This window comes from Neorhodopirellula pilleata (assembly GCF_007859915.1).
Lineage (GTDB): Bacteria > Planctomycetota > Planctomycetia > Pirellulales > Pirellulaceae > Rhodopirellula > Rhodopirellula pilleata.
Window position 1 is genome coordinate 74,024 of sequence record NZ_SJPM01000005.1, and the last position, 25,722, is coordinate 99,745.

General features: G+C 52.7%; 21 protein-coding genes. 20 read left to right on the top strand and 1 reads right to left on the bottom strand.

The window, feature by feature from the left end; genetic code table 11:
• Positions 1 to 7 precede the first annotated feature (7 nt).
• The 17 genes from hisH (at position 8) to Pla100_RS13485 (ending at position 17,319) form a co-directional block, all read left to right on the top strand.
• The gene (hisH, locus tag Pla100_RS13405; protein ID WP_146578222.1) at positions 8 to 643 is read left to right on the top strand and encodes an imidazole glycerol phosphate synthase subunit HisH; all 636 of its coding nucleotides are present in this window, start codon (positions 8 to 10) and stop codon (positions 641 to 643) included.
• A 33-nt stretch (positions 644 to 676) separates the two neighbouring features.
• Positions 677 to 1,483 (top strand): AglZ/HisF2 family acetamidino modification protein, encoded by an 807-nt coding sequence (locus Pla100_RS13410; protein WP_146578223.1) that lies wholly within the window; start codon positions 677 to 679, stop codon positions 1,481 to 1,483.
• Positions 1,484 to 1,494: 11 nt separating this feature from the next.
• Entirely contained in the window at positions 1,495 to 2,571 is a 1,077-nt protein-coding gene (locus tag Pla100_RS13415; protein ID WP_146578224.1) for a Gfo/Idh/MocA family protein, read from the top strand.
• On the top strand, positions 2,514 to 2,981 hold the full coding sequence (locus tag Pla100_RS13420; RefSeq protein ID WP_146578225.1) for an acyltransferase: 468 nt from the start codon (positions 2,514 to 2,516) through the stop codon (positions 2,979 to 2,981). The genes Pla100_RS13415 and Pla100_RS13420 overlap by 58 nt, the downstream gene beginning before the upstream one ends.
• Before the next feature lie 44 nt (positions 2,982 to 3,025).
• A complete protein-coding gene (locus Pla100_RS13425; RefSeq protein WP_146578226.1) occupies positions 3,026 to 4,114 on the top strand; it encodes a DegT/DnrJ/EryC1/StrS family aminotransferase in 1,089 nt (362 codons plus the stop codon).
• Positions 4,115 to 4,267: 153 nt separating this feature from the next.
• A complete protein-coding gene (locus Pla100_RS13430; protein ID WP_146578227.1) occupies positions 4,268 to 4,804 on the top strand; it encodes a class I SAM-dependent methyltransferase in 537 nt (178 codons plus the stop codon).
• 835 nt (positions 4,805 to 5,639) lie between these two features.
• Entirely contained in the window at positions 5,640 to 6,170 is a 531-nt protein-coding gene (locus tag Pla100_RS30760; RefSeq protein ID WP_261344793.1) for a glycosyltransferase family protein, read from the top strand.
• Positions 6,167 to 7,159: a glycosyltransferase gene (locus Pla100_RS13440; protein WP_146578229.1), complete on the top strand. Its 993-nt coding sequence runs from the start codon at positions 6,167 to 6,169 to the stop codon at positions 7,157 to 7,159. The genes Pla100_RS30760 and Pla100_RS13440 overlap by 4 nt, the downstream gene beginning before the upstream one ends.
• Positions 7,152 to 7,745, top strand: coding sequence for an acyltransferase family protein (locus Pla100_RS13445; RefSeq protein WP_146578230.1), 594 nt, complete (start codon positions 7,152 to 7,154; stop codon positions 7,743 to 7,745). The genes Pla100_RS13440 and Pla100_RS13445 overlap by 8 nt, the downstream gene beginning before the upstream one ends.
• Entirely contained in the window at positions 7,724 to 8,173 is a 450-nt protein-coding gene (locus tag Pla100_RS13450; protein ID WP_146578231.1) for an acyltransferase family protein, read from the top strand. The genes Pla100_RS13445 and Pla100_RS13450 overlap by 22 nt, the downstream gene beginning before the upstream one ends.
• A 51-nt stretch (positions 8,174 to 8,224) precedes the next feature.
• Positions 8,225 to 9,070 carry an FkbM family methyltransferase gene (locus Pla100_RS13455; protein WP_146578232.1) on the top strand — a complete coding sequence of 282 codons (846 nt, stop codon included), beginning with the start codon at positions 8,225 to 8,227 and terminating at the stop codon, positions 9,068 to 9,070.
• A gap of 128 nt (positions 9,071 to 9,198) precedes the next feature.
• Positions 9,199 to 10,440 (top strand): glycosyltransferase family 4 protein, encoded by a 1,242-nt coding sequence (locus Pla100_RS13460; protein WP_146578233.1) that lies wholly within the window; start codon positions 9,199 to 9,201, stop codon positions 10,438 to 10,440.
• Between the two features lie 344 nt (positions 10,441 to 10,784).
• Complete coding sequence (locus Pla100_RS13465; RefSeq protein ID WP_146578234.1) at positions 10,785 to 11,735, top strand: glycosyltransferase family protein; 951 nt, start codon at positions 10,785 to 10,787, stop codon at positions 11,733 to 11,735.
• Positions 11,732 to 12,886, top strand: a complete 1,155-nt coding sequence (locus Pla100_RS13470; RefSeq protein WP_146578235.1) for a glycosyltransferase family 4 protein — start codon at positions 11,732 to 11,734, stop codon at positions 12,884 to 12,886. The genes Pla100_RS13465 and Pla100_RS13470 overlap by 4 nt, the downstream gene beginning before the upstream one ends.
• Positions 12,887 to 12,892: 6 nt before the next feature.
• Positions 12,893 to 14,266 (top strand): hypothetical protein, encoded by a 1,374-nt coding sequence (locus Pla100_RS13475; protein WP_146578236.1) that lies wholly within the window; start codon positions 12,893 to 12,895, stop codon positions 14,264 to 14,266.
• A complete protein-coding gene (locus tag Pla100_RS13480; RefSeq protein ID WP_231603030.1) occupies positions 14,263 to 15,387 on the top strand; it encodes a glycosyltransferase in 1,125 nt (374 codons plus the stop codon). Before Pla100_RS13475 ends, Pla100_RS13480 begins: the two co-directional genes overlap by 4 nt.
• A gap of 156 nt (positions 15,388 to 15,543) precedes the next feature.
• Positions 15,544 to 17,319: a carbamoyltransferase family protein gene (locus Pla100_RS13485; RefSeq protein WP_146578237.1), complete on the top strand. Its 1,776-nt coding sequence runs from the start codon at positions 15,544 to 15,546 to the stop codon at positions 17,317 to 17,319.
• Between the two features lie 575 nt (positions 17,320 to 17,894).
• Here the strand turns inward: Pla100_RS13485 and Pla100_RS13490 are convergent.
• Positions 17,895 to 18,272, bottom strand: coding sequence for a GxxExxY protein (locus Pla100_RS13490; RefSeq protein WP_146578238.1), 378 nt, complete (start codon positions 18,270 to 18,272; stop codon positions 17,895 to 17,897).
• Positions 18,273 to 18,921: 649 nt separating this feature from the next.
• Here Pla100_RS13490 and Pla100_RS13495 point away from each other — a divergent pair.
• The 3 genes from Pla100_RS13495 (at position 18,922) to Pla100_RS13505 (ending at position 25,451) form a co-directional block, all read left to right on the top strand.
• Complete coding sequence (locus Pla100_RS13495; RefSeq protein WP_146578239.1) at positions 18,922 to 19,917, top strand: RpnC/YadD family protein; 996 nt, start codon at positions 18,922 to 18,924, stop codon at positions 19,915 to 19,917.
• Positions 19,918 to 20,277: 360 nt separating this feature from the next.
• Positions 20,278 to 21,144 carry a PEP-CTERM sorting domain-containing protein gene (locus Pla100_RS13500; protein WP_146578240.1) on the top strand — a complete coding sequence of 289 codons (867 nt, stop codon included), beginning with the start codon at positions 20,278 to 20,280 and terminating at the stop codon, positions 21,142 to 21,144.
• Positions 21,145 to 22,925: 1,781 nt separating this feature from the next.
• Positions 22,926 to 25,451: a polysaccharide biosynthesis tyrosine autokinase gene (locus Pla100_RS13505; RefSeq protein ID WP_146578241.1), complete on the top strand. Its 2,526-nt coding sequence runs from the start codon at positions 22,926 to 22,928 to the stop codon at positions 25,449 to 25,451.
• Positions 25,452 to 25,722: the final 271 nt, after the last annotated feature.

Below are 25,722 nucleotides of genomic sequence, written 5' to 3' on the forward strand. Positions count from 1 at the left end.
AAAAAGAGTGATCGGAATCATTGACTATGGATTGGGGAACCTGGCTTCCATTCGCAACATGTTGAAGCGGTTGGAAATAGAGTCCGTGATTTCGTCCGAGGCCAACGTGTTGGCAAGGGCGGACAAGTTAATTCTGCCAGGTGTTGGGGCATTCGATTCCGGCATGGCCAACTTGACGTCATCGGGATTAATCGACTCGCTAAACGAAATGGTACTTCAAGACAAAAAGCCGATCCTGGGAATTTGCCTGGGCGTGCAGCTCCTTACGGAGGGTAGCGATGAAGGCCGATTACCAGGCTTGGGCTGGATCAAAGGTCGCACCATCGCGTTTGATCGCTCCCGGCTTTCACCAACCGAGCGAGTGCCGAACATGGGGTGGCGGTATGTCGATGCTACCCGTGATTCATCGTTGTCACAGAACTTAGAAATTGATTCGCGTTTTTACTTCGTGCATTCCTTCCACCTCGATTGTTACAACAAGCATGATGTCATTTTCACTGCCACCCACGGATATTCGTTTGCGGTGGGCGTAGAGCATGAAAATATTTCCGGCGTCCAATTCCATCCAGAGAAGAGCCACAAGTTTGGGATGGCGCTCTTGAAGAGTTGGCAGTCGTCAGCTCACAGCCAACAGCAAGATTAACTCTCTAATGCCCACTGATAACTGATAACTGTCTTGTCCCGACCTGAACGAATTCGCGTGATTCCGTGCCTGCTCTTGAAGGGTGATGGACTAGTCAAGACGACCAAGTTCAAACAGCCGGTCTACGTTGGTGATCCAATTAACACCGTTAAAATTTTCAACGAGAAGCAAGTGGACGAGATTGCGGTTTTGGACATTTCGGCATCACACGAGGGTATGGAGCCGCAGTTTGATCGGATCGCGGAGATCGCCAGTGAGGCGTTCATGCCAATGGCCTATGGCGGTGGAATCCGCAGCCTGGATCAAATTAAACGACTGTTTCAATCGGGTGTTGAAAAAATTGTCTTCAATACCTCTGTTCTCACAAACTCGGATCTTATTACTAAGGCAGCGGACCAATTTGGTTCGCAGAGCATCGTGGCTTCCATCGACGCCAAACGCAGTTTGCTAGGTGGTTACCACTGTGTGACTCATGGTGGCCGAGTCAAGCACAAGCGGAAACCCGCCGACTTGGTACGACAGGCAGTTGATTCGGGCGCAGGCGAAGTACTATTGAATTCGGTGGACCGCGACGGTACACAAGCCGGCTATGACATCGAGCTGATTGCGTCAGTCACCAGCAGCGTTTCAGTGCCCGTAATCGCCTGTGGGGGTGCTGGCCAAGTCAGTGACTTTGCCGCCGCCGTGCAAGACGGTGGAGCGGCGGCGGTGGCGGCGGGTAGCATGTTCGTCTTTCACGGAGTCCACCGCGCGGTCCTGGTCAACTTTCCCGACGAAAAAGTCCTGCAAGAACAACTCTTTGATAGGCTTGCAAACAAAACGATAAACACTCGCAGCTAGAACCAAGAACCATGAGACAAGAACAACAAGACCCTTTACAATTCGCCGTTGTCGGTTGCGGCCGAATCGCAGGCCGACATGCCGAGCACATTGGCAACAATGGGACGCTGGTTGCCACCGCAGATGCCGTTTTGGAACGCGCTCAGGCGATGGCCGAACCACATTCGGCTAAAGCTTTCAGCAGCCTGGAAGAAATGTTGGTGATGGCGGACGAGATCGACGTGGTCTCGGTTTGCAGTCCCAACGGTCTTCATGCGGAGCATACGATTGCCGCTCTGCAAGCTGGATGCCACGTGCTGTGCGAAAAACCGATGGCAATCACCTCGTACGATTGTGGTCGAATGATCCAAGCTGCAGAACGTGCTAATCGTCGATTGTTTGTGGTAAAGCAGAATCGATTCAATCCACCAGTCGCTGCCGTCAAGCAGGCCTTGGACGAGGGACGGCTGGGTAAACTATACAGCATCGGCTTGAACTGTTTTTGGAATCGAAATCCAGCCTACTACACTAACGACCCTTGGAAGGGTTCGCTGGGACTGGATGGCGGCACTCTGTATACCCAATTCAGCCACTTCATTGACTTGATGTATTGGATGGCGGGTGACGTGGAAGACGCAGCCGCATTCAGCGACAACTTTTGCCACCAAGAAACGGTCGAGTTCGAGGACTGCGGAGCCGCGGTCTTGCGATTTCGCAGTGGAGCTTTGGGCACGGTGAACTACACCATCAATAGCTACGGCAAAAATATGGAAGGCTCGCTGACGATCTTTGCTGAAAAGGGAACCGTGAAGATTGGTGGGCAGTATCTGAACGAAATGGAGTACCAGAACATCGAGGACTATGAAATCACCGGACTCGGTGAGGGCAAACCAGCCAATCAGTACGGTCACTACGTTGGTTCCATGTCGAATCACGACGAGGTCTACGCCAATGTGGTGGAGGTCTTGACCAAGGGAGGCGTGATCGCGACCAACGGTTACGAGGGGCTGAAGACCGTCGAAATCATTGAGAAAATATATAAAGGCAACCAGTGGAACCAAGACTTAAACAAATTGGCATCCGTGATGTCAAGTTCGGCAAAGACGTAACCGTCATCCAACCCGCCAACCTGTATGGTTGTGAGATTGGCGACGAATCGTTCATTGGTCCGTTCGTCGAAATCCAAAGCAAGGTTTCGATTGGCGCGCGCACGCGAGTCCAATCACATGCCTTCATTTGTGAACTGGTTACCATTGGTGACGATTGTTTCGTCAGTCACGGAGCAATGTTCGTCAACGATCTTTTTTCCGATGGAGGCCCGGCCGGTGGTGACCAAAGCAAGTGGAAATCGACCAAGATCGGCAACCATGTCTCCATCGGGACGGGAGCGACGATCCTGCCAGTCACCATCTGTGACAACGTCGTCGTCGGAGCTGGCTCAGTGGTCACGAAAGATATCACTGAACCTGGCATCTACGCCGGCAATCCAGCGAGGAAGATGAGAGAAACAATAGGCTAGAGAACGAAGAACGAAGAACCAAGAACCAAGAACCAAGAACCATAATGCAATTCGTCGACCTATACGCTCAATACCTATCCATCAAGGACGAGATCGACACGGCGATCGCCGATACGATCAAGCATTCGTCATTCGTTCGTGGGCCCTCAGTGGAAGCTTTTGAAGAGAACTTTGCGCAACTAATGGACACGAAACATTGTGTTTCGTGTGCCAATGGTACCGACGCGATCTACATCGCCATGAAGGCTCTCGGGTTGGAGACTGGCGACGAAGTGATCACGACGGCTCATTCGTGGATCAGCACCAGTGAAACGATAACGCAAGCCGGTGGGAAAGTGGTTTTCTGTGATACGGAACCAGACTACTTCACAATCGATCCGGCCCAAATCGAAAGCAAGATCACCGATAAGACCAAGGGCATTATCCCTGTTCATTTGTATGGTCAATCCGCAGACATGGACGCGATTTTGGCCATTGCCAAGAAACACAATCTGTGGGTGATTGAAGACTGTGCTCAGGCCCATCTGGCTACCTACAAAGGTCGCAAGGTGGGAACCATGGGTGACGCAGCGACGTTTAGCTTTTATCCAGGGAAGAATTTGGGAGCCATGGGTGACGCGGGTGCCTTGATCACCAACCGCGATGACATCGCAGAGTTCAGTGCTCTGTTCGCGCGGCACGGTGGCAAGAACAACCACTTGATGGAAGGGATCAATAGTCGGCTGGATGGGATGCAGGCAGCGATCTTGAACGTGAAGATCAAGTACATCGAAGGTTGGACGAGATTACGTCAGCAGCACGCAGCAGTTTATTCCCAACGACTGAGCAACGTTGCCGCAGTCACTGTTCCTCAAATTCGCGAAGCATGCGAGCACGTGTTCCACCTTTACGTGATCCGTGTTGATGATCGTGATGGCTTGAGATCACGATTGAGTGAACAGGGGATTCCCACTGTCATCAACTATCCACGTCCCTTGCCGTTGTATGACGCGTATCAGTATCTGGGCGGTACGTCCGCAGATTACCCTGTCGCAACCCAACACGCCAACACCATCTTGTCGATCCCTATGTACGCTGAGCTGACGGAAGCGGAGATATTGCAGGTCGCCAACGCGATCGCGTCGTGCAAGTGAATTTTGCGATCAACTAATCAACTTTCCGGAAGTGAGCTGAAAGTGCGTGTGAATCTTGGATGCGGGGCCTCACCCACTCCTGGTTGGAGTAATTATGACGGCTCACCGTCGGTGAAGTTGGCCAAGCGACCTTTCAGCACGAGAGTTCTTCGAATGTTCGGACTCTTGCGAACGAAGAATCTCGAGTACATCAACTTCATTAAGAATGAGAACATCCAATACGCGAACGTCACCGAACGCTTGCCTTTCGCCGACAATTCGTGCGATGTTGTTTACTCATCACACATGTTGGAGCACATAAACCCTGCAGACGTACCGAGCTTCTTGCAGGAAACACATCGCGTTCTGAAGCCGAACGGAATCGTGCGAATTGCAGTTCCGGACCTCATGCGCAAGACAAAAGACTACCTTGCTTCTGGTGATGCTGACGAATTCATGCGTGACACTTTGCTCGGTGAGTTCTGGTCGCAGGCAACTTCATTTCGCGGGCGAGTTCGATTTGCACTTGTTGGCGATCCAAGTGCACATAAATGGATGTACGACGGAATGTCGTTGGCCAAGCTCTTAGAACAGCACAACTTCACTTCTTGCAAAGTGATGCCAGATGGCGAGACTCAGATAGACGCCCCTGGTGAATTGGACCTTTATGAACGATCACCTGAGAGCGTTTTCGTCGAGGGTAGGAAATGACAGAATTCATGACGCTTCTCGCTGAACGCCACCACGTCCCAATTACAACCTACCCTCTTATTGAAACTTGCGTAGTTTCGAGGCAACTTTCGGTGCAAGGGTCGGGCGTAATGGGCCTGGGCAAGGAAAATCCCCCTCTCCGCTCGCACTACTCGCGACTCTCCCACTGGGAGTGTTCGTTTTTAGTGGCGATCGGCGAGAGAATTCATGAACATTAAGTTAGCGATGATTCGTGACTAGGACATCGTTGCGGTTCATCATTATTTCTCCCCAGCCATGGAACCACATTGCGATCTCCAAGCATCACTATGCGATGGAGCTGGCAAACCGTGGGCATCAAGTTCTGTTCTTGAATCCACCTTCCACGCTGAACGTACCCTTCGTCGTCCACCCAACGGAACATCCCAACATCAGGTCAGTCGAATACCGCCAGCCGTGGTTCTATCGCGCACGCTTTCATTGGCGTGGTTTGTACGACGTTCTCATGAATCGGCACATTCGGAATCTTGTTAGGCAGACCGGCTTTCACCCCGATGTCGCTTGGTGCTTCGACTTCAACCTTTTCTCTGATCTCAAAGCCTTTGGTGGGATCCAGTCGATTTTCAATCCCGTTGACCCATTGTCCGCTCCCCACCATGCATCGTTGGCAAAAACGGCAGACCTCGTGCTGACTGTTTCAAACACGATAGCCGAATCAATTCGACCCGTACGGTCGGATGTACGGGTCATAGGGCACGGTTTATCAGCCGCATTCGCGTCGCATGCCCAACAACGACTGAGCAGACTGGATTTTTCGATCGGGTCGCCCATCCAAGTCGGTTATGCCGGGAACCTGATGCGCAAGCCACTCAATCGCGCAGTCTTGAAACGTATCATGGAGAATCATCCCTCGATCGAGTTTCATTTTTGGGGGCCTTACAACACCGATCATGTCGACACGGAGGCTGGTGCTTTCATTAGGTTTCTGCAGGCTCGTGAAAACGTTCGCCTGCACGGCAGTATTCCACCACAGCAGTTGGCGGATGAAATCCAGTCGATGGATGCCTTTTTGTTAGTTTACGGACTGGACGAGGCCGAATCGGATCGCAGCAATTCACACAAGCTGTTGGAATACTTAAGCACTGGCAAAGTGGTTGTCAGCAGTCGCATTGGCCACTACGAAGGCCGATCCGATCTGCTGCAAATGCCAATCAGCGGCGACGATGATAACATTCCGGATCTATTTCGCGAAGTCATCCAACAACTTGACTGTCACAACGAAGCACAAGCGAGTCGCATTCGAATCGAGTTTGCCTTGCAACACACTTATGCGAACTTGGTCGATCAGATTGAAAGCTGGCTCACGCCAATCGGACCGCAAGGATGAACGTCCGCCTGTTTTTACGCAAACCATTCGCTGCTCAATTCAGTGTTGAACGCTATTTTGACACGATCTTCGAATCGCTGCGTGACCAGATCTACATCGACCGTAAACACTTGCCCTGTCGCAGCAAAGGAATCATCCGCAGAGGCATCAACGTCATTGCCGCGAGACTTTGGCAATCCGATGTCAACCATGTCACCGGCGATGTCAACTACATTGGCTTGATGCTATCGCCTAAACGCACCGTACTGACGGTTCTGGACTGTCAGGTATTGCAGCGATTGACGGGGTGGCGGCGTGCGGTAGTCAAAACACTGTGGTTCAGTTGGCCCATGCGTCGCGCAAGGTTGATCACCGTCATTTCGGACGAGACCAAGCGAACTTTGGTGAAGGAATGTGATTGCGAACCGGATCGAATCGTCGTCGTGCCTGTGGCCGTGCCACCGATGGACTCGTCACCTTCGAGCGATTTTCATACTGACTGCCCTCGGATCCTGCAGATTGGCACCAAAGCAAACAAAAATATCCCAAGACTGATCGACGCATTATGTGGATTACCCTGCATCCTGGACATCGTGGGTCCAGTGAATGATGACTTACGATCCACGCTGTTACAAGCTAACATCAACTTCACGTCTTCATCTGGTCTTTCAGATGACGAATTGGTGCAAAAGTATCGAGACTGTGACATTGTGGCATTCGTTTCGACGTACGAAGGATTCGGAATGCCGATCATCGAAGCACAATGGGTCGAACGCCCCGTGGTTACGTCCAATTGTTCATCGATGCCTGAGGTTGGTGGAGACGGCGCTGTGTACGTCGATCCATTCGATGTGACGTCGATTCGTGACGGATTTCAACGAGTGATCAACGATCCCGATTTAAGGGCCATGGTCATCGAGGCTGGCCGTCAGAACCGAGTTCGATTCTTACCGGAGAAGATCGCCAGCCAATTCGAACAGATCTATCGAGAAGTCGCCGGAAATGCCTGAGCAAAATGCGGAAACCTCGTCCATCCAGGTCACGAATCTCGATTCGGTGGTCCTACTGCGTGGATTGGCGGCGTTGGCGGTTTGCTTCTTTCATTTCGTGAAGGGGTTCTTTCCCGATGACCACACCTTTCGAGCAATCACCAGCTTCGGATGGCTGGGCGTGGAATCTTTTTTTGTTATCTCAGGATTTGTGATTCCGATTGCCATGCATCGTGGCGGCTACACCATCGACTGCTATGGCCGATTCATGCTGAAGCGATGGTTACGTCTTGCACCTCCCTATTTGGTATCGATCCTGGTTGTTATTGTGCTGCATCATCTGTCCGCGATGGTGCCAGGGTTCCAAGGCGAGCCGTTTACTATCAGCTGCCAAAATCTAGGATCACACTTCTTCTACCTGAATGGCTTCCTCAGCTTGACGTGGCTCAATCCAGTGTATTGGACATTGGCCATCGAGTTGCAGTACTACTTCGCAATCGCGTTGTGTTATCCGGTGTTGTTTCATAGAAAGCTTGTTCTGAGGTTGTCAGCGTATGTGATGCTATTCGGGCTTAGCTTTTTGCCATGGAGTCATCCGTTGGCCTGAATTGGACGTTTGTGTTTTGCGCTGGAATTTTCCTAGCACAGCACTTCACTAAGACAACGGACCGCGTCGAATTCGCCATTCTGATCACGTTGGCCACCACGGCAACTTTCCACCAAAACGGACTCCAAATCGCAATTGTCACTGCGTTGACGACGGTAGGCATTGCCCTGATTGGAAAAGTCCACTCCAGTCTGATGTGGTTGGGAATGGTTTCATACTCGCTATACTTATTGCATGTTCCGATCGGTGGTCGAGTGATTAATTTGGCGCGGCGGTTCGCTGATTCCGATACCGAGCGATTTATGGCGGTTGGCTTGGCAATGATTGTTTCCGCCGCGGCAGCTTGGGCGTTTTACCGTTGGGTTGAAGTCCCTTCTCATCAGGTCTCGCGACGCGTTCGGATGCGACCTGTATCCGTTGAGGAATGAGTCGCTTACCTGCCAAGTTGCACCATTTCCCTCTTCATGGATAGTGTTTGAATGATTCGTCGTTTTTTGCAACGCAGCGTCGACCTAGTGCCATGGTCGTTGCGGCACCACATTCGCAATATACCGATCTTGAAGGGTATGCAACAAGCAATCGTCAATCGTGTCTTGAAGGGATCTAAATTTGAGTACACGATCAGCGCTGGGCCTGCCAAAGGTTTACGTTACCCGATCACTTTGCCAGACGACAAAATGATCTGGACGGGCACCTGGGAACGCGACTTTTCCATTGAACTTGCCAAGCTGATTCCAGATGGCGGGATCTGTTATGACATCGGGTCCCATCGGGGATTCATCGCCGGGGTGATGACAATGAACCAGGCATCCGAAGTGCATTGTTTCGAGCCAAACCCGAAGAATGGACAACAGATTCAAGAGGTTATTCGACTGAATCCAGCACAGAGGATCCAGCTTCACACATGTGCCGTTTCGGACTGCGATGGCGAGGCAGCATTCGTATTGATGTCCGAATCCAGCATGGGAAAGCTGGAAGGCAGTTCCTTTCAAGAATCAGTATCGGGGACGAACCAAATCACGGTGAAGACCCGTTCCTTGGATTCCATGATCGCGGCAGGCGACGTGCCACCTCCTCAATTGATCAAGATCGATGTGGAAGGTGCCGAGGAAGGCGTACTGAAGGGCGCGACCAAAACGTTGCAGGATCACCGCCCATTGATCTGTCTCGAGTTTCACTCGCCGGAATTATTGGATAGCTGTTGCGACATACTCCATCAACAAGGCTACGAGACAGAATTGGTAGAGTACAGCGATCGAAGCGAGTTACCCCCGAACGCGGTTGGGCACGTCATTGGCAAGAGAAAAATACAAACTCGAAACTGAGATTCAGCACTTCGTTTAACGGCTAGCCGAAGGCGACGCGAAACGACGACGCCTTCGGCTAGCCGTTAAACGTTTTTCGGTCCAGTCGACGGTGGCGCCTACTGGCAAAAAATCATTTGTCCGCTTTCATGCCCAAAATCATAATCGTCTCTGGTATTCAGTTAGCGAACAATCCGCGTGTTGTGAAGGAAGCGAATGCGTTGTCCGAGGCTGGGTTTGACGTCGAAGTCTTGGGCGCTATTCTGTCACCTGAAGCAGCAGAGCGAGATGAGCAACTGTGCGTCGGAAAGGCATGGCGTTATACACCTGTGGTTGACAACCGCAATACGGATGCATTGTCCCGGCTTCGCTGGATCCGCCTGCGGATGCGATCGCGATTGGCACGTGAGGCTTACCAACGATTTGGTCATTGCAGCGTATCGCAATTGGGTTACGCCGGACCCCAAATGTTGCGAATCTGCCGAGAGCGTTCAGCCGATCTGTACAGCATTCATCTGGAGCAGGCCCTGTGGGTCGGTTGTGAGTTGTTGAAGTTAGGCAAGCGAGTATCGGTGGACTTCGAAGACTACTACTCCGAGGATCTGCTTCCCAAAGATCGGTTGCATCGGCCTGTGGTGATGCTTCAGGCGTGTGAGAGGATGTTGCATCAACAAGCTGAGTTTAAGCTGACGACATCGGAAAGCCTCGCGGATGCGTTGCAGGAGGCATACGGTGGTGATCGCGCTCTAGTGATCCCTAACACGTTCCCATGGAAAGAAAGGCAACACCTGGACGGCAAGCAACTCGACCGCCAACATCCAAATCGGCTGAGTGTCTTTTGGTTCTCGCAAACCTTGGGACCTCAACGCGGACTTGAAGACTTGATGGCGGCGACGCACCATATCCAAGCCGATGCGGAAATTCACCTTCGCGGCAACTGTTCGGCTGGCTTCCGCGAACAATTGCTGTCGTCGGCTGCCACAAATTATCGTGATCGCATTTTCATTCATCGACAATGCTCCCACCGTGAATTGATATCGCGAATTGCGGAGCATGACATTGGATTTGCGGGCGAGACAGCCTATTGTCCTAGCCGGGACCTAACTATCACCAACAAGGTTCTGCAGTACCTTCAAGCCGGCGTCCCATTGGTCGCAAGCAATACGTCGGGCCAACGTGAAGTTCAACGCTGTTGTCCCGATGGCGTGCAGTTGTATGAACCGGGCGATGCCAAGGCGTTAGCAGCAGCCATCGACCGCTGGTCCGATGCGGACGTTCGTACGAATGCGGCGAGAGCCGCATTATCGATCGCGGAGACTGAATTCAATTGGGAACGGACTTCCGCAAAATTGGTCAAAGCCTTCACTTCCGCGTTGGAGTCCGCCGGTTGAGGCACGTTCTGATCGTCAGTCCCCGGTTTCCTCCGATCAATGCGGCCGACCACCAACGCGTCCGCATGGCTCTGCCGTATTTATCACGTTTTGGATGGCGTGCTACTGTTTTGTTTGTCAAACCACAATTTATCGGGACTGGTTTGGATCCGTTGCTAGAGAAATCGATCTCTTGCGACGTGAGCCGCGTGGGAACTGATGCTATCCCGCTTGAGCTAACAAGAAAATTTGGCATTGGCAGTTTAACGCTGCGGTGCCGCGGGCATCTTGCGCGTGCCGGCGATCGAATCCTGGAGAGAGACCCATGTGAGTTGGTATATTTCTCAACCACTGAATTCGGTGTGATGCCGTTAGGGCTGCGTTGGCAACAGCGATTGGGCGTGCCGTACGTGCTAGACATACAGGATCCATGGGTCAATGACCATTACCAACGCACCGGACAAAGTCCACCTGGTGGCAAGATCAAACACGGAATCACGCAATGGTTTGCGGCAAGAACTGAGCCAGCGACCATACGTGGCGCCGCTCATACGACGGTCGTGTCGGAACACTACATCAGCAATTTGATCGCACGCTATCCCGACCTGTCCCCAGACAAGTTCACGACTTTGCCGTTCGCGGCCACACCAAGGGACTACGAGTTGGTCGCCGAAGAGAATGTCGTCCAGGACAAGTTTGATCCAAACGATGGGCTGAACCATTGGGTGTACATCGGTCGTTGCGGTCCCGACATGCAATTCTCATTGACTGCCATGCTGCTGGCGTTTCGCAATGCTCTGCAGTCAGGCCAATTACTCGAAAACGTTCGCATGCATTTCTTAGGCACCGACTATGCCACCAAAGACCAAGCCAAGCACTGGGTGTTGCCGATCGCTCGAGAATTGGGAATTACGGAATATGTAACCGAAGTTCCCGATCGCGTGCCCTACTTCCAGGTTTTGCGATGCCTGCAACAAGCCAGTGCCTTGATTGTTCCCGGCTCTGACGACCCTCGTTACACTGCGTCCAAGCTATATCCCTACATTTCTGCCGCACGCCCTTGCCTGACTGTCTTTCATCAGAACAGCTCCGTCAACCGAATCATGTCCGAAACGAAAGCGGGCGTAGCAGTGACCTTTGATTCGGAAGATTCTGTTGAAACTGTAGCGGGACGGATTCAACGCGATTGGTTCTCGGCTCAGCAATACAAGCAGATGCCGAAAACTGATTGGGTAGCTTTTTCGCCTTACACGGCCGAATCCATGACACATCGCTTGACACGCGTATTCGATGACGTCGTGGACGCCTCGCGATGAAAAAGCGTCTTGCCATCGTTTCGACGCATCCGATCCAGTACAATGCACCTTGGTTTCGGATGTTGGCGCAGCATCCACAAGTGGACTTGCATGCCTTCTATACCTGGCACGGAGGCGACAAATCAATGCACGATCCCGGTTTTGGCCGCATTGTGAAGTGGGACATTCCGCTGACTGAGGGTTACGAGTACACCGTTTGCCCACCGTCGAAGCGAATTGAGCGGCGGTCTTTTTGGAACATGGATTCGCCCGACTTGATTCCCAAACTAATGGCCTGGAATCCGGACTGTGTGCTTGTGATTGGATGGAATTTTCGTAGTCACGTTCGCTGCATGCGACGATTCAGTGGCAAACTACCTGTCTGGTTTCGCGGTGACTCAACGCTGTTGGACAAACGAAGTAGCTTGACAAGTTTCATTCGTTCGGCGCTGTTGAGGAGGATCTACGCCAATGTCGACAAGGCACTTGCAGTTGGTCAGAATAATCGGGATTACTTCATTACTCACGGGTTTAGCAGAGATAATATCTCACTTGTTCCGCACGCAATCGACAATGATCGTTTCTCTGAGTTGGCACATGATGATGATGCGTGTGAACTGAGACATGAACTTGGGTTTTCCGATGATCAAGTCGTCGTCTCGTTCATTGGGAAGATAGAGACCAAGAAAGCTCCGCTGCAACTGGTCCAAACCTTTCTACAGGCGGCTGAGCAACGCGAGGAGTTGCGACTTTTGATGGTCGGAAATGGACCACTTGACTCGGAGTTGTCAAAATTGGTTGGGAACGCTTCAAGCATCGTTTGTCTACCATTTCAAAACCAATCCCAGGTTCCCGTTGTTTATCGAATCGGCGATGTGACCTGCTTGCCCTCACTTTACAACGAAACATGGGGTTTGTGCCTCAACGAATCGATGGCGTCTGGCCGTTGCGTGATCGCCAGTGACCGCGTTGGCGCGGCGCGCGATCTGATCACGCCGGAGAATGGATTTCAATTTCAACCAGGGAATTTCGGTCAACTCAGTGATTTGCTGGTAGATTTACCGTCACGTCATGACCTACTGTTGATGGGAAGGCAATGCCAACAATTCATTCAGGACTGGTCGTTTGAGCGAATAGTTGACGACATCTCAACATTGCTGAAGGACATCTGAGTAGACATGCATGCGAACCCCTTTTTGCTTGTTATCTGTGCGGCGGCCGGCAGTGTGCAGTTGTTACCGAATGCCATTCTCGCAGTCGTTGTGTTCTTCTACGCTGTTGCAAGATATGCTCATGAGATGGATCATCGGCCAGCAATTCTTGAGATGGCTAGTTTGATTGCCGTTATTCAATTGATAGTCGCCCCACTACTAATGTATGTGGCCTTCAACGAGCACTATCGTTATCGAATGTACGTACCCGAGGATGTCTATTTCGCACTAGCGATTCCAGCGGTGTGTTTATTTATCCTTGGAACCGAATGGAAGTATCGAATTGGGCTTGCATACCCTAATATGAAGTTCGCTCACCATAACAACTCGCGTCCAGGTTTGATTCTTGTCGCCTTGGGTATCACAGCGTCATTTGCTAGTCGATATGCACCGGGCCAATTGGGGTTTCTGTTTTATCTACTGTCTCAATTTCGTTACGTCGGCGCGATTTATTTGTATTTCAGTGACTATCGGTACCGATGGCCTGTGATCGCGTTCGCGTGCTCCGCGCTTTATGTGACTGCATCTCGATATGGAATGTTTCACGAGATTTTGCTCTGGTTTTCGATGGCAACGTCATATATCTTTCTACAGAAACCGAGAAGTCTTCAACAGAAACTCGGGTACCTCGCAGTGTTGTTCGCTGCGGTGTCGATTATTCAGCTGGTTAAGAGTCAGTATCGGTCCGAGATCCAATCGGGCGCTCAGTCATCGCTGTTTGTAACAACGGTGGGCGTGATCACAAGTCAAGAGGATGCATTCGGTAGAGACTGGCAGGAATCAATGGTGATTCGGCTTAACCAAGGTTGGCTTGTGTCAAAAGTCATGGATACCGTTCCGAGCAAAGTTGCATTTGCCAACGGAGAGACGCTTTTCGATGCTGCGTTAGCATCTGTCTTACCGCGCGTGCTGAATCCGCGGAAAGCGACGGCATCTGGTAGAGATAATGTCAATAAGTATACCGGCCTGGCCTTAAGTCGCGGAACATCCATGGGGTTGGGGCCCCTTGGAGAAGGCTATGCAAATTTTGGCGTTGCTGGTGCTCTTGTTGTGATGTTCCTTTTCGGATCGGGCTTGAACTTGATCTATCGCTTTTTGTGTCAAGCTAGTTTCAAGAACAGTTTCTTCCTGTTTTCAATTCCAGTTGTCTTTCTGCAGGCGATTAAGATGGAGACGGAGTTCCTGACGATCTTCAATCACCTAACGAAGTCTTCCCTCGTGATTTGTGGCATGTATTTTCTTTGGGTGTCTAGATCGCCTCTGTTTCCAACAGCCGGCGTGCGGAGTCTGGAGCGTCTAAGGCCGGTTAGTACTGATCAACTGAGGCGAGTCGCAGATTGAGACTTTTGCTTTGCAGCGCGAGTTTCGACGCTGGCTATGGCGGGCCTGCTCGAAGTGTTAGCGGTTTGGCAGACGCCTTGATTCATCAGGGCAATCATGTTGGCACTTGGGCACCTGACGGCAGCGCTTTGAGTAATCGCTTTCTTCGTGAAAAAGATTCTGTCCACAGGCTCGGCAATCGCTTTGATAGAGCAATCCTAGAATTCGGCGATGTGGACATTATCCACGACAGTGGCTTATGGCTGCCACACAACCACGCAATCGCTAAGTTTTGCAGGCGTCATGCAATCCCACGAGTGGTTAGCGTTCGCGGAATGCTGGAGCCATGGGCGCGGCGACACAAACGCGTGAAGAAATGGATTGCTTGGCACGCTTACCAACGTGCCGATCTGCGTTCTGCGGATGCCATTCATGTGACTGGAAGTTTGGAGGCCAAGTCGATTGCTAAACTTGGGCTTTCAGATGCATGGGTTCTTCCCAATGGACTCCAGTTTCCTACTTCTGGAATCTCGTCAATCGTTACAACTTCTGGGCAACGTAAGCGGACTGAGGAAACTAGAACTGCACTGTTTCTTGGCCGACTCTACCCGGTTAAGGGACTTCCAATGTTAATCGAAGCATGGTCGTTAATTCGCCCAGAAAACTGGAGGCTGCGGATGATAGGTCCTGACGAAGCGGGCCATCGCCATGAATTAAAAGTCCTCATTGAGAAGCGGGGACTTCAGCACCAGATAACGATTGAAGACGCGGTAGATGACACGCAGAAATGGAAGGCGATGACCGAGGCAGATCTTTTTGTTTGTCCTAGCTACTCTGAGAATTTTGGCATCGCGATCGCAGAGGCGATGGCGAGCGGACTTCCGGTGGTTACGACTACCGGAACTCCGTGGCAGGTAATCAAGGACGAAGGTTTTGGGTGGTGGGTGGATGCAGTGCCCGCGCAAATAGCGAGTGCGCTTCGAGAGGCAATAAACTGCGACGATGCCACATTAAGACGAATGGGAGCCCGAGCGCGTGAATATGTCACGACCAATTTTGGCTGGGATCAAATAGGTGCTGATATGCATCAACATTACTCCCAGTTGATTCGGAATCGGGCCGCCACGCTTTCAACGTCCTAAATTTAGTGACCCTTCAGGCCATCCTATCCACCTGGAGGATGACCTGCCGCTTGGCCTATGTCGGATATGTCCAGAGTTGGGGGAGCGTTCCACACGACTCGATCAGCAGTACGGATTCGATCAAGTCGATAATGGCAATCTACAAAAGTAACAGATATGAATATTCTAGGAATCAACGCGTACCACGGTGACGCCTCGGCGTCGTTGGTGGCCGACGGCAAACTCGTCGCTGCCGTGGAGGAAGAACGGTTTAACAGGATCAAACATTGGGCCGGGTTTCCTGCCCAATCGATTCAGTATTGCCTCGACGTTGCCGGCATCGGCATTGAAGATGTCGATCATGTGGCGATCTCATTTGATCCGCGTGCTAACCTGGGCAAGCGGCTGGCTTTTGTTGCCTCGCATCGGCCTAGTGCGCGGGCGATTTTGGATCGGCTTAGGCGACAAGGTAAAACGCTGGGGCTTGAAGATCAGTTGGCCCAAGGTTTGGGTGTCGATCGCCGCCGAATTCGTGCTGAGTTTCACCGGATCGAACATCACCAAACGCACGTGGCGGCCGGGTTCCTGCTCTCGCCCTATGACGATGCTGCCGTCTTATCGGTCGATGGAATGGGTGATTTCACCAGCACGATGACGGCATTCGCCCACGGTACGTCCTGGAACGAGTTTGATCGCGTCTATTTTCCGCATTCGATCGGATTTCTTTACAGCACGATCACGATGTATCTCGGGTTTCCCTATTATGGGGATGAGTACAAGGTGATGGGGTTGGCTCCTTACGGGGAGCCGGAGTTTGCCGATCAAATTCGCAAGATGATCCGACCCAAAGACGACACGTTTGAATTGAATTTAGATTACTTCACGCACCACAAAACCGGCGTGAAGATGAAGTGGAATGATGGGGCTCCCGTCGTCGAGCCTTTTCATAGCCAACGGTTGATTGAGGAACTTGGGCCGATGCGGTCGAAGGATGAACCGATGACGTCGCGACATGACAACATCGCCAAGAGTTTGCAAGTCGTCACCGAAGAAATTATTTTGCACATGCTCAATCGTTTGTACGATAAAACGAAGACCGACAATCTGTGCATGACCGGTGGCGTCGCGATGAACTCGGTCGCCAATGGCAAGATCACGGCACAAACGCCCTTCAAGAATGTTTACATTCCCGCTGGTGCCGCCGATAACGGAACTTCGTTCGGTGCTGCTTTTTATGTGTGGAATCGAGTACTCGGAAAGCCTCGTAACTTTGTCCAGGATCACGCATATTGGGGCTGTGAGAGCACCGATGCCGAATGCTTCCGTGCCGTCGAAGACGCTGGGTTGCCCTTTGATTCACTGGATCAAGAAACCTTGGTCGACAACACGACCGACTTGATGCTCGATGGAAAGGTCGTTGGATGGTTCCAAGGTCGGATGGAGTTCGGTGCCCGTGCATTAGGGAACCGATCGTTGATCGCCGATCCACGCCGTACCGATATGCGCGACATCATCAACTTGAGGATCAAGTTTCGCGAGAAGTTCCGTCCGTTTGCACCGAGTATCTTGGAAGAACACGTCAGTGAATGGTTCGAGATTGATGAAGCCACTCCCTATATGGAGAAGGTGTTTCCGATTCGCAAAGAGAAGCACTCGCTGATTCCGGCGGTGACCCATGTCGACGGCAGCGGGCGACTGCAAACGGTCTCGAAAAAGACGAATCCGCTTTATCACGCGTTGATCAGTAAGTTTTACGAGAAGACCGGCGTCCCCATTGTGCTCAATACCTCACTCAATGAGAACGAGCCTGTCGTCCGTACGCCGGCCGAGGCAATCTCTTGCTTCCTGAGAACCGACATGGACGTCTTGGTACTTGGCAATTGCCTGATCGATCGACACCGTCCGGATTTTCCTGAGCGACTCCGCAAACGGGTTCCTGCCGAGACAACCTAGAACCAAGGTTGGAAGCACTCCGGTGTTCGAAACCGGGACAGATAGAACCGTTCATGAAGAAGATTCAAGCCGACCAGTTTGTCGGCTTTTTTTATGCGCGGTCGGTGGCGAATCGCGGAACACTCACCTGTGCTGATCGAACACTGATGGGCGCGGAGAGGAAAAAAGGTCGGAGGTGACAGGAGGACAGGAGAACAGGAGAACAGGAGTCGTATCATGGGTGGGGAACGCTAATCGAACAATAATCGGGAGGTTCGGTGGGTTGTGTTGAGTGATCGGATTAGTGTTCGATTAGTGACCATTAGTGTTCCTGCTTTTCTCGATGCGCTGAGTTCAACATTCGGCCGACATTGATGAGAATTGATTGACGAGCGAGAGTGGTGGTTCTCATTTCGTGTCGTTCGTGTATTTCGTGGTTGATGCTCGGTCTGGGTGCTTTTTTGAACCACGAAATACACGAAACACACGAAAGAGCAGCCGACGATCATTCCACGGGGACTGGATTCTTCATTTTCGTGTCGTTCGCGTATTTCGTGGTTGATGATCAGTGTGGGTGGTGTCGCTGGTCCTTTGCATCAGCGAACGATTCGTTCGTACTGAAGTTTTGGGTAGTGGCCAAAGTTGACGATGATTCCAAGACGATAGCCGGTCGCTTTGAGATAGTTGTGGACTTGAGCACGATGTTCGTCGGTGATCTCTTTGGCGGCTTTGAGTTCCAAGACAATTTTTCCGAAACAGATCGCGTCGGGAATGTATTTTGATTTCAGAGCGTGATGTTTGTACGACAGTTCCAACTGGACTTGGGCGACAAATGGGATGCCTTGGTCAGCGAGCTCCAGTTCAACGCATTCCTGGTATACCGGCTCCAAGAAACCACAACCCATTTCCTGGTAAACCTCGAACATTGCTCCCATAATTTGGTAGCTTTCCGCTTTGAATCGCAATTCAGCCATCAGTGGTCATCACATCCTGAGAGAGAAAAAAACGTCTCAGTTTACTGGCATACGTGGCAACCGTGGTGTCTGATGCGATCGGGTGTTCGACTTGAACCACGAAATACACGAAACACACGAAAGAGCAGCCGACGATCATTCCACGGGGACTGGATTCTTCATTTCGTGTCTTTCGTGTATTTCGTGGTTGATGATCAGCGTGGGTGCTGCATTTCAACCACGAAATATACGAAACACACGAAAGAGCAGCCGGCGCTCAATCCGGTGACTGGATTCTTCTTTTCGTGTCGTTCGTGTATTTCGTGGTTCATGATCCTTTTGGGCGGCCGATCAATACTTATTTTCACTGATGGTGGTTTCAGGTTCGGATCCGTGGAAATCGGTGTGATCGGTGGCTGATGGGATTTTGGGAACGCTAATCTGCGCTAATCGAACACTAATCAGGAGGGTTCGTCTCCGGTCTTCCGTTTTAAAATTAGCGTTCGATTGGTGAAAATTAGTGTTCCTGTGCGTTCAGGTGTGGGTTCGTGGTTGCGCGGGGTGTTGAGTTCGTCGTTGAGAAAATGCGCCTGATCGCTGGTTGAATGAATAACAAGACGGTACAACGGGTTGTTCCTGGTTTGATTCGACGACGTTCGCGCTTGAACGAATGAAACTGGAATTGCGACTGCCATGGGAGATCGACGGAATGACGGAGTACGACAGTCCTTGGAAAGACGCGCTTGATCGCTACTTCGAAGCGTTCATGAAGCTGTGTTTTCCGAATCTGCATTCAGTAATCGATTGGTCGGTGCCGCCGACCATGCTCGACAAAGAACTGCAACAAATCGCACCCTTAAGCGAAACTGGGCCGCGAACGGTCGACAAGCTCGTCGAAGTGCGTTTGCTAACCGGCGATATCGAGTGGCTGCTGATCCATTTGGAAGTCCAAAGTCAGCGTAGCCTCGATTTTGCCGAACGCATGTTCGTCTATTTTTACCGAATCCGTGACAAGTACAATCGTCCCATCGTCAGTTTGGCGGTACTGGGCGACGATGATCTCGCGTGGCGACCGCAACGGTTTGAACAGGATTTGCTCGGGTGTCGACTGAATTTCGAGTTTCCGGTGGTAAAGCTACTGGACTTTGCCGACCGATTCGCCGCTTTGGAACAATCGGACAACCCGTTTGCGACCGTCATCATGGCTCATCTGATGGCCAAGCAAACTGCTGGCGATGTTGACCAGCGTTGTCAGTGGAAGCTGCGGCTGCTCAGGCCACTCTATCAGCGGGGGATTTCAGCAGATGATGTGCGGGAGCTGTTCCGTATGGTAGACTGGCTGATGGATTTACCAAGTCCCACCTCGCTTTTCTTTGACAGCGAATTACGCAAAATCGAGCAGGAGTACGAAATGCCTTACGTCACATCCATTGAACGTCGCGCCATCGAAAAGGGAATTGAACAGGGGATCGAACAGGGGATTGAAAAGGGGATTGAACAGGGAATCGAACAGGGAATCGAGCAAGGACTGCTGGCTGGTCAGACTCAGTTGCTTCAACGACTCCTCGGGATCGCTGAGTCTCCTTTGGCTGAACTACGATCCCAGCCGCTGGATGCGTTACGTGCCGAACTCGATCGGTTGCAGAGGCAACTCGCGTCGAGATAGCAGGTCACGGATAGCAGGTCGCAGGTCGCAGGGGACAGGAAACAGGAAAACAGGTCGCAGGTTACACGGGGCCGGTTGATGATTCTTTTGGGCGGCCGATCAATGCGTATTTTCACTGATGGTGGTTTCAGGTTCTGGATCCGTGGAAATCGGTATGATCGGTGGCTGATGGGATTTTGGGAACGCTAATCTGCGCTAATCGAACACTAATGGGGAGGGTTCCGGGTGTCGTGCTGGGTGATTGGCTGAGTGGAGGATCGGGTATTCGGTGGTTTTTTGTGTTTCCTAGGCAGGGATTCTCCTTTGTGGGCGTGCTAACGGCAATTGACTTGCCGCTATCGAAAAAGTCGTGAAGGTTGCGTGAATCTGCGTGCTTTAGGCATTTTCTGGGTGCGTGATCGGTTAAAGTGGGGCAACTGCAACGGACGCATTCACACTGATACGGTTCAAGAAGCTACGAGCGATTTGATGTTTGCTAAAGCATTTGTTTCATTTCTTGGATTACTGTTTGTGCTCTCGGCGGGAACGAGCTGGGGTGCGGTGGTGGCTGGATGGGATGTCGTTGGTGTTGAATTGGACGTCGATGGTGCAGGAACCAATGCAACGGCTCCTTTTTCGTTCTCCGCCATATCTGGAGACTCGAGGGTGACAGCAGCACTGACGCTGGGGGACGGAGTCACTTCCTCAACATCCAGCAACCAATACGGTTTCAAAGTGCCGGGAGTCGATCAGCAGGCCACACTTGCTGGTGCAATCGCCAATAACCATTATTTCCAGTTTTCATTGACCGTTGACCCGGGTTATTACCTGAATCTGAACTCGATTGAAATGAACGGCCAAAGTTCTGGCGATGGAGCCAACTCGGTCGCACTGTTGTCAAGCGTGGGTGGCTTTATTGATTCAAGCGTACTCGCGTCGCGAACTGGAATTGCAGGTGCTACCGGTGGTTTTGATACTGATGGCAGTGGTTTCGGCGGACCTATCAACCTTAACATGGCTGGATTTCAACAACTAACCGGGACGGTGGCATTTAGGCTATATGGGTTCGACACGACTTCCGGCTCTGGAGTCACTTTTCTGCGAAACCTCTCGGGAAACGATTTGGTTGTCAACGGATCAGTCACTGCAGTTCCTGAACCCTCTTCAATCGCCCTTCTGGGAATCGGGTCACTGGCTATGGTTGCTTTTCGTCGTCGTCGGCAACAGGTCGTGGCGGTTGGATGCTGATGTTGGCTATAAAGGGATGGCGAGGCTTTAAGGCGTAGGCATGGGCACTTCGCGGCGATTCAAACTCGATTAGCCGTGTGTTCTGTCTTGACGCTGGTTGTTAACGCTGGGCTGTCCATTCTTGGATATTCCCATGTTGATATTTTTGGAAGTCTCCTGGACCAGCTCATGAACGCTCGGTGGGAACAAGGAATAGGTAAGGGCCGAGCGGAACTACTTTTCGCTTTTGATTGTTTTCAATTAGTCGGGATGGAAGCATCCAACGCCGACGCCCCCTCACCCGAGCTACTCCTGAACGTCGTGCTCGACCTCTCCCCGAACTGCCTCGGGGGCGAGGTGACGGCCAACAAAGAACGACTTCCATCATCCGTGTCTTGATGAGTGTTCGATGAGTGTGGATTCGCGTTCCCGACGGTTGACGTGGTTGGCTCGTGGCGGTTGGGGATTGGATCGCAGCCAAGCAGCCTGCCGGGTCTCCGCTACCGCTGCGACCCAGCCTACTATCTTTCGGAACTCGCTACTCGCCACTCGCTTCTACCCTCGGGTTGCCGCTTGGCCATTCGAGCGTGTTGAATGCGGTTGGGGATTGGATCGCAGCCAAGCAGCCTGCCGGGTCTCCGCTATCGCTGCGACCCAGCCTACTTTCTTTCGAAACTCGCTACTCGCTTCTACCCTCGGGTTGCCGCTTGGCCATTCGAGCGCGTTGAATGCGGTTGGGGATTGGATCGCAGTCAAGCAGCCTGCCGGGTCTCCGCTATCGCTGCGACCCAGCCTACTTTCTTTCGGAACTCGCATCTCGCTTCTACCCTCGGGTTGCCGCTTGGCCATTCGAGCGCGTTGAATGCGATTGGGGAATGGATCGCAGCCAAGCAGACTGCCGGGTCTCCGCTATCGCTGCGACCCAGCCTACTTTCTTTCGGAACTCGCATCTCGCTTCTACCCTCGGGTTGCCGCTTGGCCATTCGAGCGCGTTGAATGCGGTTGGGGATTGGGTCGCAGTCAAGCAGCCTGCCGGGTCTCCGCTATCGCTGCGACCCAGCCTACTTTCTTTCGGAACTCGCTTCTCGCCACTCGCTTCTTCCCTCGGGTTGCCGCTTGGCCATTCGAGCGCGTTGAATGCGGTTGGGGATTGGATCGCAGCCAAGCAGCCTGCCGGGTCTCCGCTATCGCTGCCACCCAGCCTACTTTCTTTCGGAACTCGCTTCTCGCTTCTCGCAACTCGCTACTTCCGTCGCTTCTCCCGTCGCTTTGGACGGGTTATCGGGGCGGTGGCGATCGAATTTGGGTTTCTTGGCTGTCTTTTCCTAGCCCGGCCGGGATCAAATTCGTACACTTGAGCGTCCAACCCTTGATCCCGGAGAATCCTGGGCTGGACGAAGTCCGGAATCGACTGACCTGGACGGTGTCCGTTTTCCCAAGCGAGGGCTTAAGATTTGGATTGAGAGCCTATCCGAAAAGGGGTCTGACCCTTTGGAGGCGAGTCGATTTTGGTTGCATGTTTGGCATCGCCGGAGAGGGTCAGACCCCTTTTCGGATGGGCTCTTAGGTTCGTTTTTTCCCCAAGATTCATTCGGTTGCCAACCCACTTCGCCCAACCCCGCCGCCCCAATCACATCGTCTTCCCTGTCCTCCTGTCCTCCTGTTTTCCTGTCCTCCTGTTTTCCTGTCCTCCTGTTTTCCTGTCGACCTGTTTTCCTTTTCTCCTGCTCTCCTGTCCACCTCTTCCCCCGTTAACCCGTCACCTTCCGACCCGTTAACCTCTCCTCCCCCACAACTATCGCATGCAAGCCAATCCGGATTCCGATTTCGAACGTCCCGTGGTCATGGGGGCCTATCCCGCTCAAAATCCTGGTTGGCAGGGTGACTCTGCCGCCGCGGCCGGCGGCGATTCGGCCGATTTGGTCGCGGCGATCTGGCGATATCGATGGGCGGTGATCGTTCCGGGCATCCTGGGGCTGCTGTTCGGGTTCCTGTTTTACATCAAAACACCCGAAACCTTCCAAGCGTCGACCCGTTTGATGTTCGAATCGGACCGACCGGTGGTCCTGGATTCGATGACCGGTGATGTGATGGGGGGCGTGCCTTCGATCGATATCCTGCGGTCGCAATTATTCAGCGACTCGGTCACCCGAAACGCCTTTCAACACGCGGCCTTCGAAGTCTTTCGGGGACAGTTTGAGAATCAGCCGGGCGTGTTCGGCGGGACGGCGTCGAAGTCGTTGAAGTTCAACACGGATTTACAGGATGTTCGATCGGGCTCGTCGCTGGTCGCCTCGATGTCGTTCGAGCACACCGATCCGGAGTTGTGCGAAGCCGCCGTGAAAGCGTACAGCGCGGCGATCCAGCAGTTGTTCGCTGAAAAGCACAAGAGTTCCCGCAGCGAATTGATGCGGCTGATCTCGGTCGCGACCGATCAATTGCAGCCCAAGATGACCGAGCTGGAACAGCGCTACCGGGACTTCCGCACGACCGCGCCGCTGGTTTGGAACGAGAAGGGCGAAGCGGTCAATCCGCACCGCGAACGCCAGCTGTTCCTGACCGAAAGACGCAGCGAATTGTACGAGTTGATGCGGCAGAAGGCCACCGAATTGGCCGCGATGACGACGATCAGCAAGGAAGCCAAAGACCCCGAGATCGGTCTGTCGATCATCGGCCAGTTGACGGGAAAACAGTTTGACATCTCCAGCTCGGCTCCGTTGACGCAGAACATGCGTGAGGGCGACATGCGGCTTGCCCAGATCGAGCTGGATCAACAACTCGTGCCGTTGATGATCGAACGGAACAAGTACGCGGCGGAATTCGGCGACTCGCACCCGACGGTCAAGCAACTCGATGCCGAGTTGACGATGATGAAATCGGAACTCAAACGGTTGGTCACCGAGCAGACCGAACGGATCGTCGAGCTGATGGAAGAGAACAAGGTCGATGGCGTCGACCCGGCCAAACGGGCCGCCGAAGCGGTCTCGGTGATCCTGACGGCGTCCAATGCCGAGGTGAATTTGCTGAAACAGCAGATCACGGACTTGGAAGAACAGATCGCCGTCGAGAAAGGCGAAGCCATCAAACTGGCCAAGTTCGAACAAGAAAACTCCGCGATTTTGCGCGAGATCGAACGCAATCGCGAGCTGATCAACCAACTCGAAGAACAGATGGCCCGTGTCGAATTAACCGATGAAGAAGGCGGCGTGCGGGTTTCCGAACTGACCGCGCCGTCGTCGGCTTATCGAGTCGGTCCGAACATGGTCAAGATGCTCGGCATCGGAACGTTTTTAGGGCTGGCGCTGGGCTGCGGTTTGGCGTTGTTGCTCGAGAAGAACGCCAACACGTTCCGGGACCCCGAGGAGATCGCGACCGCCGTGGGGGCTCCGATTTTGACCCACGTGCCGTTCTTCAAAGGCAAGGTGCGAAAGGGCAAGCCAGAGAGCCCCAATCCGTTCGAGCAGCTTGATCCACACTTGGCGGTCGTCCACGCACCGTCGTCGGTGCCGGCCGAATCGGTGCGGTCGTGTCGCACATCGTTGTTCTTTGAACTGGCTCGGGTTCCGGGCGGTAAGATCATCCAGGTGACGAGTCCATTACCGGGTGACGGGAAATCGACGATCGCTGGCAATTTGGCGTGCAGTATCGCCCAAAGCGGCAAACGAACGTTGTTGATCGATTGTGACTTGCGACGTCCTCAGATCACGGACAACTTCAACGGTAGCGAGAAGTTAGGCCTGATCGATGTGCTCAGTGGCAAGTGTGACCATATCGAGGCGATCCATGACACACCGTTGGCACCGCTGAAACTAATGCCGTCGGGCCCGATTCCGGCCAACCCGGCCGAAGCATTGTCGTTGCCTGAAATGAGCGAGTTGCTGGAACTGCTGCGTGAGGAATACGACTACATCGTCCTGGACACTCCGCCACTGCTCGTCGTGACCGACCCGAGCATCTTGGCGAGTATGGTTGACGGGGTCGTGATGGCACTGAAGATCCGCCGAAAGAGCAAGCCGAACACGAAAGAAGCGGCGGGAATCTTGCGAACCGTCGGTGCTCGATTGATCGGCGTCGTCGTGAACAACTCCGACGAGTCGGGTAGCAGCGACGGGTACAAGGGCTACGGCTACTACCGCTACGGCCGACACACGAGCCGCTACTACCGCAAAACGGCCGACAACGGTGCCAAGAGCGGACAGTTACGAACGCCCGTGATCGTTTCAGGCCGCGGGATGACGCCCGTGCCGCGCAAAGCCAATTTGGGCGCCACGACTGCGGTCGGCAGCTCGCCGTCGAAGATGAATGGTCGCTCCGCGAGTAGCGAGTAGCGAGAATTTAGTAGCGAGTAGCGAGTGGCGAGTGGCGAGTGGCGAGTGGCGAGAAGCTAGTGCTTGTTCCAATTCGAATTGAGGTACGTCAAGTGAGCCGACGGCGCTAGCGGGCTGTTGATTTAGTTTGCATCGTAACCCGAAGCGTGAGCGAGGGATGAGTCAATATCAATAATCCCTCGCTTACGCAGCGGGTTACGAAAAAAGCGCAACTTCAAAAAGCGTGAGCGAGGGATACCTATAAAGGATTTAATGGCGTTCAATCCCTCGC